Below are 18,186 nucleotides of genomic sequence, written 5' to 3' on the forward strand. Positions count from 1 at the left end.
GATTGATCAGATGAGCGACGTGATGGAACGGTCCCCGGTGATCCGCTTGGACGAGGCGGATAACGTGGTTGTCGCGCGGGTGGAGATTGCCGCCGGAACCGCGGTGGCGAGCGAGGGTGTGGTGGCGCTGCAAGAGGTGCCGCTGGGCCACAAGATCGCCACGCGGGAGATCAAGAAGGGCGAGCCGGTGCTGAAATACGCCACCATCATCGGCTTTGCGGGCGAGGATATTGCGCCGGGGACGTGGCTGCACTCGCACAATGTGCTCGTCGATGACTTCCAGAAAGATTACCGCTTTTCAAAAGACTACGTTGAAACGCCGGTGCTGCCCGAGACGGAGCGCGCGCGGTTCATGGGGATCCGGCGCAAGGATGGGCGGATTGGCACGCGCAATTACATCGGGATTTTCATCACGGTGAATTGCTCGGCCACGGTGGCCCGCAAGATTTCTGCCTATTTCGACGAGGAGCGGCTGGAGAAGTGGCCGAACGTCGATGGCGTGGTGGCCTTTGTTCACCAGCAGGGCTGCGGGATGGAGATGACCGGTGAGCCGATGGACCTACTGCGGCGGACGCTTGCCGGGTATATCCGGCACCCGAACACGGCGGGGGCGCTGGTGTGTTCGCTCGGGTGTGAGCGGAACAATCTGGGCGAGTTCTTCGAGAAGGAGAGCCTTGAGAGCGGCAAGATGCTGCGGGCGATCACCATGCAGCATGTCGGCGGCACGGCGGCGGCGGTGGAGGAAGGCAAGCGGGTGATCCGCGAGATGCTGGACGAGGCCAATGCGATTGAGCGGGAGCCAGTGAGCGCGGAGCACCTGATGGTTGGCTTGCAGTGCGGCGGGTCTGACGGGTTTTCCGGCCTGAGTGCGAACCCGGCGCTTGGGAAGGCAGTGGATATTCTGGTGAAGCACGGCGGCACCGCGATTTTGAGCGAGACGCCGGAGCTTTATGGCGTGGAGCATACGCTGACCGCGCGGGCAAAGACGCCGGAGGTGGGGCAGAAATTCATCGAGCGGATCAACTGGTGGCTGAAATACAACGAGGGCCGCGATGTGCAGATGAACGGGCGGGTCTCGCCGGGGAACAATGCGGGTGGCTTGGCCAATGTGATCGAGAAGTCGCTGGGCGGCTCGAAGAAGGGTGGCTCTACGGGGATCAACGCGGTGTATGAATATGCGCATCCGGTAGAGGAAAAGGGCCTCGTTATAATGGATACGCCGGGCTACGACCCGGTGAGCGCCACCGGGCAGATTGCGGGCGGGGCAAACCTTGTGTGCTTCACCACCGGGCGGGGGAGCTGCTTTGGCTCGATGCCCGCGCCCACCATCAAGCTGGCGACGAATACCCCCATGTTTACCCGGATGACGGGCGACATGGACGTGAACTGCGGCACGGTGATCGACGGTGAGAAATCGCTCGACGAGGTGGGGCAGGAGATTTTCGAGAAGATGCTGGCGGTGGCCTCGGGCGAGAAGTCGAAGAGCGAGGCGCTGGGTGTGGGCGAGGAAGAGTTTGCGCCCTGGCCGATCGGGGTGACGGGATAGCACGGGCGAAGAAAGCCCCGGGGGGGCTTGATGAGCTGGCGTGGGGCTGCTCGTCCGCCCTTCGAGGCGTCCTCGCGGGTTAGAGGATCACCTGCGGCTCTGGCATCCCGGCCACGCCGGCGGGGGCCTCGTAGGTGACGCCCTGCTTGCCGTCTTTCTTCATGCCGCCGCAGGCCGTGGTGACGTAGAGCGTGGTCAGCCCCTCGCCGCCGAACGCCGGGCAGGTGGATTTTTCGCCGCCGACCTCGATGACGCGATCCGGCGTGCCGTCGGACAGGTAGCGCACCACCCGACCCGCGCCCCATTGGGCGTTCCAGAGCGCGCCTTCGCTATCCACCACCGAGCCATCAGGGTAGAGGCCCTCTGCGCTCAGGTCCACGAACACCTCCGGCGCGCCCGACGGCCAGCCCTCGGCGTCGAGCGGGGTGCGCATGATCTGGTGCGTCGGCGTGTCGGCCCAATAGGCGGCGCGACCGCCGGGGGCGAAGCAGATGGAATTGCTGACGGTGATGCCGCTGTAGAGCTGGCGCAGCTCGCCCTTGTAGTAGCGGTAGATCGCCCCTGCCCCCTTCTCCTCCTTCTTGCCCATTGTCCCGATCCAGAAGCCGCCCATCGGGTCGGCGCGGCCGTCGTTGGAGCGGGTGACGGGGTTATCTGCTTCCAGCGGCAGCACGCTCTCGCGCACGCCGGTGGCGAGATCGAAGGTGAAGAGCTCGGTTTCGGATGCCATGAAGAGCACCTCTTGCGACATCCAGCCAGCGGCGGAGACATGCTCGGAGAAGGTCCACTCATGCGGGCCGTCGTCGCCCCGGGTCAGCAGGCGGTTGCCGAGGATGTCGAACCAGAAGAGCTGGGCGCGCTGCGGGTGCCACAGCGGGCCTTCGCCAAGGCGGCAGGCGCGAGTGTCGTAGACCGTGCTCATGCCATCACCGCATCATAGGCCGCCACGATACCGGCGGCCTTCTCGGCCACCGCTTCGGCGCTGTCGCCGGGCTTATAGAGCGCCGAGCCGATGCCAAAGCCGGAAATGCCCGCTGCCGCCCATTCGGCGAAGTTATCCGGCCCTGCTCCGCCAACCGCCAGCACCTCTGTGCCCTCTGGCAGCACGGCGAGCATGGCCTTCAGCCCAGCGGGGCCGACCAGAGAACCGGGGAAGAGCTTGAGTCCCGTTGCGCCGTGGCGCAGGGCGGTGAAGGCCTCGGTGGGGGTCATGCAACCGGGGTAACTTTCCATCCCCGCCGCCACGGTGGTGTCGATCACGCGGGGGTTGGTATCGGGAGAGACCACGAGGCGCGCGCCGGTGGCGGAGACGTCCACCACCTGCTTGGGCGTCAGCACCGTGCCCGCGCCGATCACCGCCTTGGGGAAGGCCTTGGCCATAGCGGCGATGCTCTTGAGCGGCTGGGGCGAGTTGAGCGGCACCTCGATCTTGGTGATCCCGGCGGCGATCAGCGCCTCGGTCACGGGCAGCGCCTCGGAGGGTTTGAGGCCGCGCAGGATGGCGATGAGGTTTCGGGTCATTGGGCGGTTCCGGTCAGGGCGATGCGGGCGGCGGTGAGGCCCGCGAGGGCGAGGTGCTCGCCATCATGGCTTTCAGGGGCGACGCCTTGGGCAGAGAGCGCCTTGGCGTAGGGCTGGGTCAGCAGCGGGCCACCGATGAGCACCACGCGCTGGCCGAGCCAATAGGGGCGCGAGGCGGCCAGCTCCAGGCCGATGAGCGTGCCCGAGAGCCGCGCGCGCGCCGTGCCGGGAGCGAGGCCGGTGAGCAGGGAGGCGGCGCGGAGCGAGAAGAGCGAAGAGGCCATCCGCTCGGGGCGTGACATGGCATCTGCCGCGGCTTCGGCAAAGGCGGCGTCATCCCAGCCCTCGTCGTGGAGCGAGTGGCGCAGCACCGATTGGGAGGAGAGCAACGAGAAGATCTCGCCGGTCATGAAGGTGCGGAAGCTGACGATCTCGCCCGCCGAGATATGCACCCATTTGGAGTGGGTGCCGGGCAGGCAGAGGATGCCATCGAAATCGGGGTGGCCTGCAAGAAAGCCCGCGACCTGGGTTTCCTCGCCGCGCATCACATCGGCGGGCTCGGCTTGGCTGACGCCGGGCAGGATGCGCACGCTGAGGCGCGGGTCGGTGGTGGGGGCCGTCACCGGCGCGAGGCCCGAGGGCTTGCAGGGCACGGCCCCATATGGGGCTTCAACCCAGCCTTGGCGCGCGCCTGCCATGCCGCAGATCAGCACTTCGGTCGGGCCATCGCCGAGGTACTTTTCGGCGAGGGCGAGCAAGGCAGGCTCATACCCATCCGCTGTGAGCCCGCCCATGCCCGCGTCAGAGGTTTCGCGGCCGCTCACCTCCCCCTCCGGGCCGATGGCCCAGAGACGGAGGTTGGAGGTGCCCCAATCGGCCGCGATCCAGCTTGTTTTCATGTGCCTGTCAGGCTCCGGCGAGATCTTCGGGGAGGATCGCGTCGGGCATGTTCTGGTAGCACACCGGGCGCAGGAAGCGGCGGATCGAGAGGGTGCCCACAGAGGTTGCGCCGAAGTTCGTCGACGCCGGGTAGGGGCCGCCGTGAACCATGGTGTCAGCCACTTCCACGCCGGTCGGAAAGCCGTTGACCAGCAGGCGGCCAGCCTTGCGCTCGAGGATCGGCATCAGCGCCTTGGCGCGCTCGGTGTCGCCCTCATCCATGTGGATGGTGGCGGTGAGCTGACCTTCGAAGCCCTTTGCCAGTGTCTCCATCTCGTCCTTGCCGGAGACGCGCACCACCAGCCCGAGCGGGCCGAAGACCTCTTCGCCAAGGGCGTGGTCTTGCAGGTAGGCCTCTGCGTCGGTCTCGTAGAGGTTGGGAGAGGCGTTGCGGCCCTCGTCCTCGTTGGTCAGCAGGGGCTGCACGGCGTTGCGGCCATCAAAGCGGGATTTGCCGTCCTTGTAGGCTTGGGCGATGCCGTCGGTGAGCATGACCTGCGGTGCGGCCTTTTCGAGCGCCTCCTTGGCGGCAGAAACAAAGGCGTCGCCATCGGCGCCCTTTTCAACCACGGCGATGCCGGGGTTGGTGCAGAACTGGCCTGCGCCCATGGTGAGCGATCCGGCCCAGCCCTCGCCCATCGCCGCGCCACGCGCCTTGGCGGCCTCGGGAAGCACGAACATCGGGTTGACCGAGCCAAGCTCACCGAAGAAGGGGATCGGCTCGGGGCGGGCGGCGCAGAGGTTGAAGAGCGCGCGGCCACCGCCAAGCGAGCCGGTGAAGCCCACGGCCTTGATCAGCGGGTGCTCGACGAGGGTGGTGCCCACGTCACGCTTGCCGCCCTGGATCAGGGAGAAGACGCCGGGGTGGATGCCGCATTTCTTGATCGCCGCATCAATGGCTTGCGCCACGATCTCGCCGGTACCGGGGTGGGCGGAGTGGCCCTTGACCACGACCGGGCAGCCAGCAGCCAGCGCGGCGGCGGTGTCGCCCCCGGCGGTGGAGAAGGCGAGCGGGAAGTTGGAGGCGCCGAACACCGCAACCGGGCCGATCGGGCGCTGGACCATCTTCAGGTCGGGCCGGGGCAGCGGCGCACGGTCGGGCAGCGCCTCGTCATGGCGCACGTCGAGATAGCCGCCGTCGCGGATGTGCGACGCGAAGAGGCGGAGCTGGCCGGTGGTGCGGCCGCGCTCGCCCTGCAGGCGGGCCTCGGGCAGGCCGGTCTCGGAGGTGCCGATCTCGGTGATCTCGTCACCGCGCGCCTCGATCTCGTCGGCGATGGTATCGAGAAACTTGGCGCGGGTTTCGCGGGAGGAATAGCCGTAGGTCCAGAAGGCTTCTTCAGCGGCTTCGCAGGCCTTGTTCACCAGATCGGGCGTGCCGACCGGATAGTCGAAAGCCTCGCCGTGGGCGGGCTCGGATTTGAAGGTCGAGGGGCCATCCAGCCATTCGCCGGCGACAAGGTGTTTGGACTTGGGGGTAAAGCTCATTTCTCTCCTCACTTGCCCCATTTCAGGGCGATCAAATCAAGTTCTTTGGACAGTTGCAGCAGGCGCGACTTCGTGCGCTGCGACATGGGTTTCAGCGGATGGCGGACGTGGTCGGAGCCGATCACGCCGCCCTCCATCATCACCGTCTTGGCGGCGCGGAGGCCGCATTGACGGTTTTCGTGGTTGATGAGGGGGAGGCAGCGCTTCCAGCCGGTGAGCGCGGCGTCATGGTCGCCGTCGAGGTAGTTGACGACGATGGGGCCGATCAGCTCGGGCTGGAGCGCCGAGGTCATGGTGCCGGTGCAGCCTGCGTCGAGGTCAGCCAGAAGGGTCACGGCCTCTTCGCCATCGAACGGCCCAACGATGGCATCACCGCCCTGCTCGATCAGCGCGGCGAGCTTGTCGGCGGCGAAGGGGGTTTCGATCTTGAAGTAGGACACATGCTCGATCTCCTTGGCCATGCGCACCAGCGTGGGCACGGGGAGGGAGACGCCGGACAGCGGGGCGTCCTGCACCATGATCGGGATGTTGATTGCGTCGCTAACAGCCTGGAAATGTTCCATGATCCCGGCCTCGGCGGGCACGAGGCCGACGCCGTGATAGGGGGGCATCATCATCAGCATGGAGGCGCCGAGGCTCTCGGCATATTTGGCGCGGTCCACCACGATTTGGGTGGAGAAATGCGAGACGGTGACGATCACCGGAACGCGGCCAGCGACATGCTCGATGGAGACGCGGGTGAGCAGGGCGCGCTCTTCGTCGGAGAGCACGAATTGCTCGGAATAGTTGGCGAGGATGCAGATGGCATCGACGCCCTGATCGATCATGCAATCGAGGACGCGGCGCATGCCCTCTTCATCCACCGCGCCTTCGGCGGTGAAGGGCGTGGGGGCGACGGGGAGGATTCCGGTAAGTGGGTTTTGCATGTGTCGTCCTTACGTCAGATGCGGGTGACATGGAACCGGGAGACCTGTCGGTAGGTCTCGCCCGGCGAAAGGGTGATTTGCGGATAGTCCGGGTGGTTGGGCGCGTCGGGCCAGTGTTGCGGCTCGATCGCCACGCCTGCATGGGGGCCATAAGGCGCGCCCGCGTGGCCGGGGGCCTGCGAGTTCAGGCCGGAGCCATCGTAGACTTGCAGGCCGGGTTCGGTGGTGTCGATCTCCAGTTGCAGCTCGCCCGCGCGCAGGGTGCACGCGGGGTGCATCTGGGTGCCGGGAAGGCGCAGGCAGAAGTTGTGATCGAGCTTGGGATCATCCTCGGGCGTGGTGATGGCTCGGGGCTGGCGAAAATCGAAGCGGGTGCCGGCCACGGGGATGGGGCCGTTCTGCGGGATCTTGTGGGCATCGACGGCAAGGTAACTGTCGGCATCGACGTGCAGGGTGTGGCCGTCGAGGGAAGGGGTGCCGTCGAGGTTCCAGTAGCTGTGATGCGCGATGTTGCAGAGGGTGGGCGCGTCGGTGGTGCCGGTGATCTCCAGCGTCAGGGCACCTTCGTCGTCGAGCGCATAGGTGGCGTTGAGCGTGAGGTTGCCGGGGTAGCCCGCCTGCCCGTCTGCCAGCGTGATGGTGAAGGTGGCGGAGGTTTCGGTGCTGCTGGCGAGGGACCAGTTGACGTAGCCGCAGCCATCGGAGCCGCCGTGGATGGCGGTGCGGCCTGCTTCGTTGGTTTCCAACTGGATGATCTGGCCGTTGAGCGGGGCCTTGCCACCGGCGATGCGGTTGGCGGCGCGGCCAACCACTGCGCCGTAGTTCTTCATCCCCGTGCGGTAGGGCTCGAAGGTGGGCGAGCCGAGGACGAGGCTGTGCTCGCCCCCCTCAAGGCGGAAGTCCTGAAGGGTTGCGCCCCATGTCATCACGCGGGCAGTGGCGGGGCCATTGGTGAGGGTGACGATCTCGACGGTATCGCCCTCGGGGGTGGTGGCGAAGATTTCGCGATTCTGATCGGGGGTCATTCGATGAAGGGCTCCGTCAGAGTGCGGTGGCCAAGGGTGAAGGCATCGGCGACGTGGCGCATGGGACGCAGGTCCATGTCGATCTCGCCTGCGGCAACGAGGCGGGCGAGGTTGGCGTAGAGGCGCGGGTATTCGCCCTTGAGCGCATCCGCGTCCTCGCCCTGCTCCTGCCCGTCGATCTGCATGCGTGCGCCGCCGTCGAGCAGCTTGAGGGTGCCTTGGCTCGTTTCAGCCTCGATTTCCCATGTCTGGTCGCCGGTTTGGCGCCAGTCGAAGGTCATGTTTACCTGCGCCGTGGGGTGGGCGAAGGCGAGGGTTGCGCCGATGGGGGCTTGGCAGTTGGACGGCACCTCTAGCGTGGCGGCGGTGAGGTGGATTGGCTCAGGCAGGATCTCGGTGACGATGGAGAGGGCGTTGATGCCCGGGTCGAACACGCCGAGGCCGCCGGGCTGCCAGATCCACTCTTGCCCCGGGTGCCAGCGGCGCACGTCTTCCTTCCACGTGACGGTGAAGTTTTTGAGCGTCTTGTCGGCCAGCCATGCCTTTGCTGCGGGCACCATTGCGGCCTCGCGGCTGTGCCATGAGGCGTAGAGAGTGACGCGGTTCTCACGGGCCAGCGCCTCCAGCGTGTGGCATTCCGAGAGGGTCGCACCGGGGGGCTTCTCAAGCATGACGTGGCGGCCCGCGCGGAGGGCCTCTGCGGCGAGCGCAAAGCGCGGGACGGGCGGCACGCAGAGCGAGACCACGCGGATTTCGGGGTGCGCCTCCAGCATCTCGGAGAGCTGGGTGTAGGCGGCGACGCCCTCCACGCTGCCATTCCGCGAGACGGTGGCGGCCAGTTCCCAATCGGGAGAGGCGGCGATGGAGGGGACGTGTTGATCCACCGCGATCTTGCCGATGCCGACGAGGGCGATTTCCATGATGGTCTCCGGTTGGTTCGAATGGTGGGCAGATTGCCCCCGGAAGGTGGGCAGATTGCCCACCCTACTAGTGCGAGTCGCGGCCCACCTCGTTGCCACGGCAGCCTTGGAGGAAGTCGAGGTCGGCGCCTGTATCTGCCCCCATGACGTGCTGCTGGTGTAGCCATGCGTAGCCGGATGCAGGTTGTTCGTGGGTGGGCTGCCATGCGGCGAGGCGCTCGGTGAGTTCGGCCTCGGGGATGTCGAGGTGGAGGCGGCGGCCCTCCACGTCGACCTCGATCATGTCACCGCTCTGCACCACCGCGAGCGGGCCACCGGCTGCCGCCTCGGGGGAGGTGTGCAGGATCACCGTGCCATAGGCGGTGCCCGACATGCGGGCATCGGAGATGCGGACCATGTCGGTTATGCCCTTCTTCAGCACCTTGGGCGGCAGGCCCATGTTGCCGACCTCGGCCATGCCGGGATAGCCCTTGGGGCCGCAGTTCTTCATCACCATGATGCAGGTTTCGTCTATGTCGAGCGCATCGTCGTTGATGCGGGCCTTGTAGTCGTCGATATCCTCGAAGACCACGGCGCGGCCCTTGTGTTGCAGGAGCGCAGGCGTGGCGGCGGAGGGCTTGAGCACCGCGCCGCCGGGGGCGAGGTTGCCCTTGAGCACGACGATGCCGCCCGATTGTGTCAGGGCGTTTGCGGCGGGGAGGATGACATCTTCGTTGTGGTTCACGGCGTCCTTCACCTCGTCCCAGATGCCGGTGCCGGAGACGGTGAGCGCGTCGCGGTGGAGCACGCCCGCTTCGCCAAGGCGTTTCAGCACCACGGGAAGGCCACCGGCGTAGAAGAACTCTTCCATCAGGTATTTGCCGGAGGGCATGAGGTTGACGATGGTGGGGATGTCGCGCCCGCAGCGGTCCCAATCTTCCAGCGTCAGGTCCACGCCACAGCGGCCCGCCATGGCGAGCAGGTGGATCACCGCGTTGGTGGAGCCGCCGATGGCGGCGTTGGTGCGGATGGCGTTTTCGAAGGCCTGCTTGGTCATCACGTCGGATGGCTTCAGATCGTCCTTCACCATCTGGACGATGCGGCGGCCGGAGAGCTGGGCCATGACGCGGCGGCGGCTGTCGACCGCCGGGATCGCCGCGTTGCCGGAGAGAGCCATGCCGAGGGCTTCGGCCATGCTCGCCATCGACGAGGCGGTGCCCATGGTGTTGCAGGTGCCGGTGGACCGCGACATGCTTTGCTCGGCCTCGAGAAACTCCTCCTGCGTCATCTTCCCGGCCTTCACATCCTCCGAGAACTTCCACAGGTGGGTGCCGGAGCCGACGCGCTCACCCTGGAAATAGCCGTTGAGCATGGGGCCGCCGGTGACGACGATGGCGGGCAGGTCGACAGAGGCCGCGCCCATCATGAGGCTCGGCGTTGTCTTGTCGCAGCCGACCATCAGCACGCAGCCGTCGATCGGCTGGCCGCGAATGGTTTCCTCCACCGAGAGGGCGGCGAGGTTGCGGAACATCATGGCGGTGGGGCGGTAGGTGTTTTCGGAGGCCGAGAACACGGGCACCTCGACGGGGAAGCCGCCAGCCTCCCAGATGCCGGCCTTCACCTTTTCGACCAGCTCTTTCACGTGCGAGCCGTTGCAAGGCGTCAGCTCTGACCATGTGTTGAGGATGCCGATGATCGGGCGACCGTCGAACAGATCATGCGGGTAGCCTTGGTTCTTGAGCCAGCCACGGTGATAGATCGTGTCGCGGGAATTGCCGCCATACCACTCTTGCGAGCGGAGTTTGCGGGGCCAGTCTGCGGGTTGGAAAGCCATGAATCAGCCCTGCTTTGATTTATTGTAGACGTCGAAGAGCACGGCGGCGAGCAGCACGAGGCCCTTGATCATCTGTTGATAGTCGATGCCGATGCCCATGATCGACATGCCGTTGTTGAGCACACCCATGAGGAAGGCCCCGACGACCGCGCCAACGATCTTGCCAACCCCGCCCGACATGGATGCGCCGCCGATGAAGACAGCTGCGATCACGTCGAGCTCCAGCGCGAAGCCGGCCTTGGGGGTGGCGGTGTTGAGGCGGGCGGCGTAGACGAGGCCCGCGATGGCGGCGAGCACACCCATGTTGGCGAAGGCGAGGAAGGTGAGCCGCTCTGTCTTGATGCCCGAGAGCTTGGCGGCCTTCTCGTTGCCGCCAAGGGCATAGACGCGCCGCCCGATAGTGGTTTGCTCGGTAACGAAAGCGTAGATCACCGTCAGCACGCCCATGGTGATGAGCACGTTGGGCAGGCCCCGGAAGGTGGCGAGCTTGTAGCAGATGAAGATCAGCGCGGCAGAGACGATCAGGTTGCGGGCGACGAAGAAGCTCTTGGGCTCATCCTCGATACCATAGGCCTTGTTTCGAGCGCGTTTGCGCATGCCGAGCCATGTGATGATGCCTGCGGCGACAACGCCGGTGAGCAGGGCCAGCACGTTGACCTGCCGCGCGCCAAAGAGGCCTGCGAGGCTTTCGCCAAGGCTCGCCGGAAAAAGATCGGGGATGAAGCCGTTTGCGATGACCTGAAATTCACGCGGGAAGGGGCCGACGGACTGGCCTTCGAGCAGCCAGAGCGAGGCGCCGCGAAACACCAGCATCCCGGCCAGCGTGACGATAAAGCTGGGCACCTTCCAATAGGCGACCCAATAGCCCTGCGCCGCCCCGATCAGCCCGCCCGCGACGAGGCAGATCAGGCCGGTGGCATAGATATTCCAGCCCCAGTTGACGATCATCACCGCCGCAAGCGCTCCGATGAAGCCCATGACGGAGCCAACCGAGAGGTCGATATTGCCCGAGACGATCACCACCAGCATGCCAAGGGCCATGATGATGATGTAGCTGTTTTGCAGCATCAGGTTGGTGATGTTCACCGCGCGGAACAGGGTGCCGTCTGTCACGATCTGGAAGAAGACCATGATGAAGATCAGCGCGAAGAGCAGGCCATACTCGCGCAGGTGGCTCTTCAGGTAGCTTCCGATGCTCTTGGGGGCGTGGGTTTCTGTGTCTTCAGCGATTGCCATGGGTCTTCCTCAATCGGTCACGATGAGCGACATGATGCGCTCCTGGCTGGCCTCTTCGGCGGTGAGTTCACCGACGAGAGCCCCTTCGTTCATCACATAGATGCGGTCACACATGCCGAGCAGTTCGGGCATTTCGGAGGAGATCATGATGACCCCTTTGCCCTGCTCGGAGAGTTCGTTGATGATGCCGTAGATCTCGAACTTGGCGCCCACGTCGATGCCGCGTGTGGGTTCGTCGAGAATGAGCACCTCGGGCTCGGCAAAGAGCCATTTGGAGAGCGCCACCTTTTGCTGGTTGCCGCCCGAGAGGTTCATCACCTTCTGGAACACCGAGGGCGTGCGGATGTTCATCGCGGCGCGATACTTCTCGGCAACCTTGGTTTCTTCTGCCTCGTTCAGCACACCCGCATTGGCCACCTCGGGGAGGTTGGTGAGGGTGATGTTGCGCTGGATCGTTTCTTCGAGGATCAGGCCAAGCGATTTGCGGTCTTCGGTCACATAGGCCAGCCCGGCCTGAATGGCGCGGGGGACGTTGGAAGTGTCGACCGGCTGGCCGCTGATTTCGACGCTGCCGGAAACGTTGCGCCCGTAGCTGCGCCCGAAGATGCTCATCGCAAGCTCGGTGCGGCCCGACCCCATGAGCCCCGCGATGCCGACGACTTCGCCAGCGCGAACAGTGAAGTTGGCGTTTTTGATCACCTGCCGTTCGGCGTGCTCGGGGTGCCAGACGTTCCAGTCTTTCACCTCCATCAGCATGTCGCCGGAGCGGCGGGCGCGGGCGGGGTAGCGGTTGGCCATGTCGCGGCCCACCATGTCATGCACGATGCGATCTTCGGTGATGCCGCCCTCACGGGCATCCATGGTGGACACGGTGGTGCCGTCGCGGATGACGGTGACGGTATCGGCCACGCGGCGCACTTCGTTGAGCTTGTGGCTTATGATGATCTGGGTGACGCCCTGTTGCTTGAGCTCCAGCATGAGATCGAGCAGGGCCTGGCTATCGGATTCCGAAAGCGCGGCGGTGGGCTCATCGAGGATGAGTAGCTTCACCTCTTTGGAAAGCGCCTTTGCGATCTCGACGAGTTGCTGCTTGCCGACGCCGATGGAATCGACCTGCGTGGTCGGTGGCTCCTTGAGGCCGACCTTGCGCAAGAGTTCCTCGGTGCGCTTGTTGGTATCGCGCCAGTCGATGACGCCGCCCTTGGCGCGTTCGTTGCCGAGAAACAGGTTTTCGGCAATCGAGAGCAGCGGCACAAGCGCCAGCTCCTGGTGGATGATGATGACGCCGCGCGCCTCGCTGTCGGAGATGTTTCGAAACTCGGCCAGCGCGCCTTCGTAATGGATTTCGCCCTCGTAGGTGCCGACGGGATAAACGCCGGAAAGCACCTTCATCAGGGTGGATTTGCCCGCACCGTTCTCTCCCACCAGCGCATGAATTTCGCCCTCTTTCACCGTCAGATTGACGGTATCGAGAGCCTTCACGCCGGGGAATTCCTTGGTGATCGAGCGCATTTCAAGCAGCGCTGTCATTCGCTTTGCCTCCGCCTTGGTTGGGGCCCGCGCGAGCGCAGGCCCCAGAGGAACCCCCGTAGGGATTACTTGATCTGGTCTTCGCTGTAGTAGCCGGAGCCGATCAGGATCTCTTCCCAGTTGCTCGCGTCGACGGAGACGGGCTCGAGCAGGTAGGACGGCACAACCTTGACGCCGTTGTCATAGGTTTCGGTGTCGTTGATCTCGGGCTCGCCACCGCCGAGCACCGCATCAACCATGCCCACCGTAACGCGGGCCAGTTCACGGGTGTCCTTGAAGACGGTGGAATACTGCTCACCGGCGAGGATCGACTTGACCGAGGGCACCTCGGCGTCCTGACCGGACACGATGGGCATCTTCAGGTCGCCCGAGCCGTAGCCGACGCCCTTGAGGGATGACAGGATGCCGATGGAGAGACCATCGTAAGGCGAGAGAACGCCGTGCACCTGCTTGTCGGTGTAATGAGCGGAGAGGAGGTTATCCATCCGGGCCTGAGCCACCGCGCCATCCCAACGCAGGGTGCCGACGGTATCCATGCCCATCTGGCCGGAGACGATGTTGATGGTGCCGTCATCGATCAGCGGCTGAAGCACCGACATCGCGCCATCGTAGAAGAAGTAGGCGTTGTTGTCGTCCGGGCTGCCGCCGAAGAGTTCGACGTTGTAGGGGCCGTCGCCGAAGCGCTCTTTGAGGCCGTCCACGAGGGAGGAAGCCTGCTGCACGCCAACCTTGAAGTTGTCGAAGGTGGCGTAATAGTCGACGTTGCCGGAGTCGCGGATCAGGCGGTCATAGGCGATGACCTTGATGCCGGAGGCGGCGGCGTTTTCCAGCGCGTTGGAGAGGGTGGTGCCGTCGATGGCGGCGATGACCAGCACGTCGACGCCCTTGGTGATCATGTTCTCGATCTGGGCGAGCTGGTTGGGGATGTCATCTTCGGCGTATTGCAGGTCGGTTTCATAACCGGCCTCTTCGAATTGCTTGACCATGGACTCACCGTCCGAGATCCAGCGGGCCGAGGATTTGGTGGGCATGGCGATGCCAACGGTGCCTTCGGCATAGGCGCCAGCGGCCAGCGACACCACGGCCGCAGCCGAGGCGAGAAGGGTCTTGATATTCATTTGTTTCCTCCAAATGCGTGCGCTTGGCGGGCCTCCCAGCCCCTGCATGCGCACATCTCCCTGTTGTGGGGCCGTGAAGCGCCCATGCCCTTCCGATAGCCCGGCGTTTACATGACTGTAAAATGCGATTATGCGCGATGTGCATATCAGTTTTGTTATGAGGGCGGCGCATGGATCTGGCCGGGCGGCTGAAACCGAGGCAGCTGATGCTGATCCAGCGGATCGGGGAGACGCGGCAGTTGCAGACGGCCGCGCATATGCTGGCGATGAGCCAGCCCGCCGCCTCCCGCGTGCTTGCCGAAATCGAGGCCGAGGTGGGTGCGCCGCTCTTTGCCCGCCACCCCAAGGGCATGGAGCCGACCCTGCTGGGCGAGACCTTTCTGCGCCACGCCCGAGTGATCCTGAGCGAGCTGGAAAGCCTTGAGAGCGAGGTGGCCGGGCTGCGCGCCGGAGAGAGCGGCGAGGTGCGGGTGGGCTCGGTGACCGGGCCGACGGTGGGGGTGCTGGTGCCTGCCATTCAGGCGGTGCGGGAGGCCGCGCCGGACATTCAGGCCACCATCGAGGTGGGGCCTTCAGGGCAGTTGGTGCGGGGGCTGGAGGAGGGGCGGTTTGACTTTGTCATCTGTCGCTTGCCGCCGGAATACGACAGCCGCCAGTTTGCCATTTACCCGGCGCGCAACGAGGTGGTGAGCCTTGTGGTGCGGGCCGGGCACCCGGCGCTTGGCGCGCCGCGGCGGCTGGCGGAGCTGCGGGATTATGAATGGGTGATTCAGGATCTCGGCACGCCGATCCGGGTGGCGATGGACGGGGCCTTTCATGCCGCCGGGCTGGGCGCGCCGGAGCGGATCACCAATTCATCGTCCCTGCTGGTGGTGCTGTCGATCCTCGGCGGCACCGATGCGATTGCCCCGCAAAGCCAGGAAGTGGCGGATGTGATCACCCGCAACCGGATAGGAGACAGCTTTGCCACGCTGGAACTGGCCGATGCACTGGCCGTGGCGCCCTATTTCGTGATCCACAACCGCAGCCAGCAGATGCACCGCGCGGCGGAGCGGGTAATGCAGGAGGTGTTTCGGCGGTTGTGAGGAGAGGGCTCATCCGCCCTTCGAGGCGTCTTCGCCCCGGCCGGGGCGAAGAGGCGGTCAGCCGGGCAAACCCAGCGCGGCGCGGGCTTCGGGCGGCATATCGCGCGAGGCGAGGTCCATCGCCGCGAAATACCGCGCCCGGATCACATCGGCGCTCAGCTCGCGCCATTCCCGCCCGGCAAAATGCGCCTCTTCGCGGATCAGGTCTTCGACCAGCGGGTCCACCACCGCGCCACCGCCGCCGGGGTAGCGGAACCAGCCCACGCCCACCTTCCGGCCCAGCCGCCCCTCGGCCACCATCCTGTCTGCCACGAGAAAGGGCTCGGTGCGCGCGGCGGCGATCACATCAAGGCCGATCTGGTCCTGCATGGCGCAGGGGCCTTGCGCCATGCCGCCCGCCTCCAGCGCCTCGTCCAACTCCCACGGGTTGGAGCCTTCGAGCAGCAGCGCCTCCACCTCGGCATGGCTCACGGCCAGAAGCCGGGCGGTGGCGTCATGAATTATAGTGCTGGTCATTCGCTGGTGAGAAAGCCGCGCTCGCGCACCAGCGCCTCCAGCGCGTCGAGCGTTGCCTCGAAGGCTTGGCCCGATGTGTCGAGCTGCGCCTCGGCCCGCTCATAGAGCGCCTCGCGCGAACGCAGGATGCTTTTGAGCTGCTCCATCGCCTCGGGATTGCCCGCCATGGGCCGCGTATCGCCCTGCGCCCGCACCCGGCCCATATGCTCTTCGGGCGAGGCCTTGAGCCAGACCGTATGAAACTGCGACAGCAGGCTTTTGTAGGTATCAGGCTCGGCGACGATACCGCCGGCGACGGCGAGGATCAGGGCCTCATGGGTGGCAGTGATGCGGCTCACCGCCTGCGCCTCCAGCTTGCGGTAACCCTCCTGCCCGTAGAGCGCCATCACCTCGTTCACCGGCATGCCCGATTGCTCTTCGATCTCGCGGTTGAGCTCGATGAAAGGCAGGCCGAGGCGGGCGCCAAGCGCCGCACCGAGCGTGGATTTTCCGGCTCCGCGCAGGCCGATGAGGCAAATCCGCTGGCCGCGCAGGCGGCCCGGGGGCTCGGGGCTGAGCAGGTCGAGCACGCGGCTGCGCACATCGGCGGACGAGGAGGAAAACAGATCGGCGACGCGCATGGCCTCCGAAGTCCACGGGTCATCCTCGCCCACCAGCCATTCGATCCGGTGATCGAGCGCCACGGCGACGCGCTTGAGCAGGCCGATGGAGATATTGCCCTCTCCGGCCTCAAGCTGCGCCAGATAGCGCGGCGAGACGCCGGACAGCTCTGACACCACCCGCCGGGGCAGCCCGCGCAGCTCGCGGGCCTTGCGCACGCGCTCGCCCACCCGCGCGATCAGACGGTCGACGGCGGCCTCCATCTCGTCGGCGGCAAGCGCATCGGTCGCCTCGCCCTGAAAGTTGGTGATCTCGCTCATGTCCTGCCGCGTTTGGTGCCCGTCAATCCATCGTGTGAATTATAGTGCACAAGATGGACGATCCGCCGGGCGGCTTCAACGAAATTCGCGCCTACCCTCCCCGGCGCAGCGCCCCATGGGCGAAGGCGAGCTTGTCGCGCACCGCGTCGGTGAGCACGAAGGGGTAGAGATCGGGGAGGTCGAGCGCGCGGTTGACGTGGTTGACGCGCATGGCGAAATCGGCGGCGCGTTCGATCAGGGCCAGCGCATCGGGCTCGGCATAGCCATCGCCGCCGGGCGCGAGGGCCACGGCCCAGCCGCTGTCGACAAGGTCGGTCAGGTGCAGCAAGTGGGCCACCGTCTCGGCCCAGTCCTCATGCGGGTGCGCAGTGGCGTAGCTGGTGATGTGGGTGCCGCCCGCGGGCTTGGGATTGTCATAATGCGCCTTGAGCGCCTCGCCATAGTCGACCCGCTCGTCGCCAAAGAGGGCCCGGAAGGCGGGGGCAAAGCCCGGATCATCCTGACTGAGACGCATGAAGAGGTAATGCGCCAGCTCGTGGCGCAGATGGCCCGACATGGTGCGGTAATCTTCGGCCAACTGCTCGCGGCGCTCTTCCTGCACCGCGCGGCTGGATTCGGCCACATCGAGGGTGATGAGCCCATCGGCGTGGCCCATGATGATGTCTTCCGGCCCGTGGCGGGTGCGGTCGGCGACCAGATCGAAGCGGGGGGCGGGGCCGTGATCGGCGGGGCCGAACCAGCCCCAGCGCAACAGCCCGGCCAGCACCCAGCGCTTGGCGGCCTCGGTGCGGGCAAGCCGGCTTTCGGCCCCTTCCACCTCGGGATCGGGGATCACCTCTGTCATCGCGCAGGAGCGGCACAGCTCCCCTGCCCCCTCGGCCCGCCAGTTGCAGCCGATGGCCACGCGGCGAGCGCAATCGTCGCCATGGGTCATCACCTGCGCATCGGGGTCGAAGTGCAGCGGGTGGCCGTTTGGGCAGAAGGTGTTGTTGAACCACACCTGAGCGGCGCAGTCGGGGCAGTGGAAGATTTGCATGGAAGCCTCCGGGGATCGGCCCTCAACGGTTGAAACCGGCGCGGGTTCCGCCCGGGAGGCTCAGTTTTTCGGGAAGTCCTTCGGGTAGAAGTCATCCGGGTTCACGTCGATCCGCCGCAGCGCGACCTCGATCATGTTGTGCGTGGTCGGCGGGAAGGGGTGGCCTAGCTTGCCGAGACTCTCCAGCTCGGCGGGCGTGGCGGGACGGTCGGGCGCGGCCTCGCTGAGATCAACGACCTTGGTGCCCATGATCCGCAGCGGCTGATGCAGCGCCGCGCCCTCGCGCATCGGCGCCTTGTGCAGCACCCATTTGCCGCCGAATTCCTCGGCCTCTTCCGGCTTCAGCGTAAACTCCTCGCCGCCGATCGCCATATCGGTGATCAGCAGCGGGCTATCGTCGATGTCGGCGGGCAGATCGGGGCTTTCGCCCATGCGGTCGAAGACGTCGCAGAAGAAGATGAAGTTTTCATAGACGTGGGTGAAATATCCGTAGCCATAGCCCCCGCCGAGCAGCGGGGCCGAAAAATACTGGCCGGGTTTGATCTTGGGCATCCGTGGCATCTGCTC

Annotated in this window: 17 protein-coding genes; 2 read left to right on the plus strand and 15 right to left on the minus strand. The window is 65.6% G+C overall.

Annotation, left to right across the window (positions count from 1 at the left end; all coding sequences use genetic code 11):
• Positions 1-10 precede the first annotated feature (10 nt).
• On the plus strand, positions 11-1,546 hold the full coding sequence (locus FHY55_RS19095; protein ID WP_254695371.1) for a UxaA family hydrolase: 1,536 nt from the start codon (positions 11-13) through the stop codon (positions 1,544-1,546).
• A gap of 79 nt (positions 1,547-1,625) precedes the next feature.
• On the opposite strand, the gene FHY55_RS19100 is transcribed toward FHY55_RS19095, so the two are convergent.
• The 11 genes from FHY55_RS19100 to chvE form a co-directional block, all read right to left on the minus strand.
• A complete protein-coding gene (locus FHY55_RS19100) occupies positions 1,626-2,468 on the minus strand; it encodes an SMP-30/gluconolactonase/LRE family protein (protein ID WP_140015701.1) in 843 nt (280 codons plus the stop codon).
• Complete coding sequence (locus tag FHY55_RS19105) at positions 2,465-3,067, minus strand: 2-dehydro-3-deoxy-6-phosphogalactonate aldolase (RefSeq protein ID WP_140015702.1); 603 nt, start codon at positions 3,065-3,067, stop codon at positions 2,465-2,467. The genes FHY55_RS19100 and FHY55_RS19105 overlap by 4 nt, the downstream gene beginning before the upstream one ends.
• A complete protein-coding gene (locus FHY55_RS19110; protein ID WP_140015703.1) occupies positions 3,064-3,966 on the minus strand; it encodes a 2-dehydro-3-deoxygalactonokinase in 903 nt (300 codons plus the stop codon). Before FHY55_RS19110 ends, FHY55_RS19105 begins: the two co-directional genes overlap by 4 nt.
• A gap of 7 nt (positions 3,967-3,973) precedes the next feature.
• Positions 3,974-5,494, minus strand: a complete 1,521-nt coding sequence (locus FHY55_RS19115; protein ID WP_140015704.1) for an aldehyde dehydrogenase (NADP(+)) — start codon at positions 5,492-5,494, stop codon at positions 3,974-3,976.
• 8 nt (positions 5,495-5,502) lie between these two features.
• On the minus strand, positions 5,503-6,420 hold the full coding sequence (locus tag FHY55_RS19120) for a dihydrodipicolinate synthase family protein (RefSeq protein ID WP_140015705.1): 918 nt from the start codon (positions 6,418-6,420) through the stop codon (positions 5,503-5,505).
• A 14-nt stretch (positions 6,421-6,434) separates the two neighbouring features.
• Entirely contained in the window at positions 6,435-7,445 is a 1,011-nt protein-coding gene (locus tag FHY55_RS19125) for an aldose epimerase family protein (protein WP_140015706.1), read from the minus strand.
• Positions 7,442-8,365 (minus strand): Gfo/Idh/MocA family protein, encoded by a 924-nt coding sequence (locus FHY55_RS19130; RefSeq protein ID WP_140015707.1) that lies wholly within the window; start codon positions 8,363-8,365, stop codon positions 7,442-7,444. Before FHY55_RS19130 ends, FHY55_RS19125 begins: the two co-directional genes overlap by 4 nt.
• Positions 8,366-8,432: 67 nt before the next feature.
• The gene (gene araD / locus FHY55_RS19135) at positions 8,433-10,178 is read right to left on the minus strand and encodes an L-arabinonate dehydratase (RefSeq protein WP_140015708.1); all 1,746 of its coding nucleotides are present in this window, start codon (positions 10,176-10,178) and stop codon (positions 8,433-8,435) included.
• A 3-nt stretch (positions 10,179-10,181) separates the two neighbouring features.
• Complete coding sequence (mmsB, locus tag FHY55_RS19140; protein ID WP_140015709.1) at positions 10,182-11,414, minus strand: multiple monosaccharide ABC transporter permease; 1,233 nt, start codon at positions 11,412-11,414, stop codon at positions 10,182-10,184.
• Positions 11,415-11,423: 9 nt separating this feature from the next.
• Positions 11,424-12,944, minus strand: a complete 1,521-nt coding sequence (gene mmsA / locus FHY55_RS19145) for a multiple monosaccharide ABC transporter ATP-binding protein (protein WP_140015710.1) — start codon at positions 12,942-12,944, stop codon at positions 11,424-11,426.
• 65 nt (positions 12,945-13,009) lie between these two features.
• Positions 13,010-14,062, minus strand: a complete 1,053-nt coding sequence (gene chvE / locus FHY55_RS19150; protein ID WP_140015711.1) for a multiple monosaccharide ABC transporter substrate-binding protein — start codon at positions 14,060-14,062, stop codon at positions 13,010-13,012.
• Positions 14,063-14,232: 170 nt separating this feature from the next.
• On the opposite strand from chvE, the gene FHY55_RS19155 reads away from it, so the two are divergent.
• Positions 14,233-15,147, plus strand: a complete 915-nt coding sequence (locus FHY55_RS19155; protein ID WP_140015712.1) for a LysR family transcriptional regulator — start codon at positions 14,233-14,235, stop codon at positions 15,145-15,147.
• Positions 15,148-15,204: 57 nt separating this feature from the next.
• Here the strand turns inward: FHY55_RS19155 and FHY55_RS19160 are convergent, their stop codons facing one another.
• From FHY55_RS19160 to FHY55_RS19175, 4 genes are all read right to left on the minus strand, one after another.
• The gene (locus FHY55_RS19160) at positions 15,205-15,663 is read right to left on the minus strand and encodes a 3-hydroxyacyl-CoA dehydrogenase family protein (RefSeq protein WP_140015713.1); all 459 of its coding nucleotides are present in this window, start codon (positions 15,661-15,663) and stop codon (positions 15,205-15,207) included.
• Entirely contained in the window at positions 15,660-16,583 is a 924-nt protein-coding gene (locus FHY55_RS19165) for a helix-turn-helix transcriptional regulator (RefSeq protein ID WP_140015714.1), read from the minus strand. The genes FHY55_RS19160 and FHY55_RS19165 overlap by 4 nt, the downstream gene beginning before the upstream one ends.
• Positions 16,584-16,674: 91 nt before the next feature.
• Complete coding sequence (locus tag FHY55_RS19170) at positions 16,675-17,619, minus strand: putative zinc-binding metallopeptidase (RefSeq protein WP_140015715.1); 945 nt, start codon at positions 17,617-17,619, stop codon at positions 16,675-16,677.
• 60 nt (positions 17,620-17,679) lie between these two features.
• Positions 17,680-18,180, minus strand: a complete 501-nt coding sequence (locus FHY55_RS19175) for a hypothetical protein (protein ID WP_140015716.1) — start codon at positions 18,178-18,180, stop codon at positions 17,680-17,682.
• Between the last annotated feature and the right edge of the window lie 6 nt (positions 18,181-18,186).

The organism is Oceanicola sp. D3 (assembly GCF_006351965.1).
Lineage (GTDB): Bacteria > Pseudomonadota > Alphaproteobacteria > Rhodobacterales > Rhodobacteraceae > Vannielia.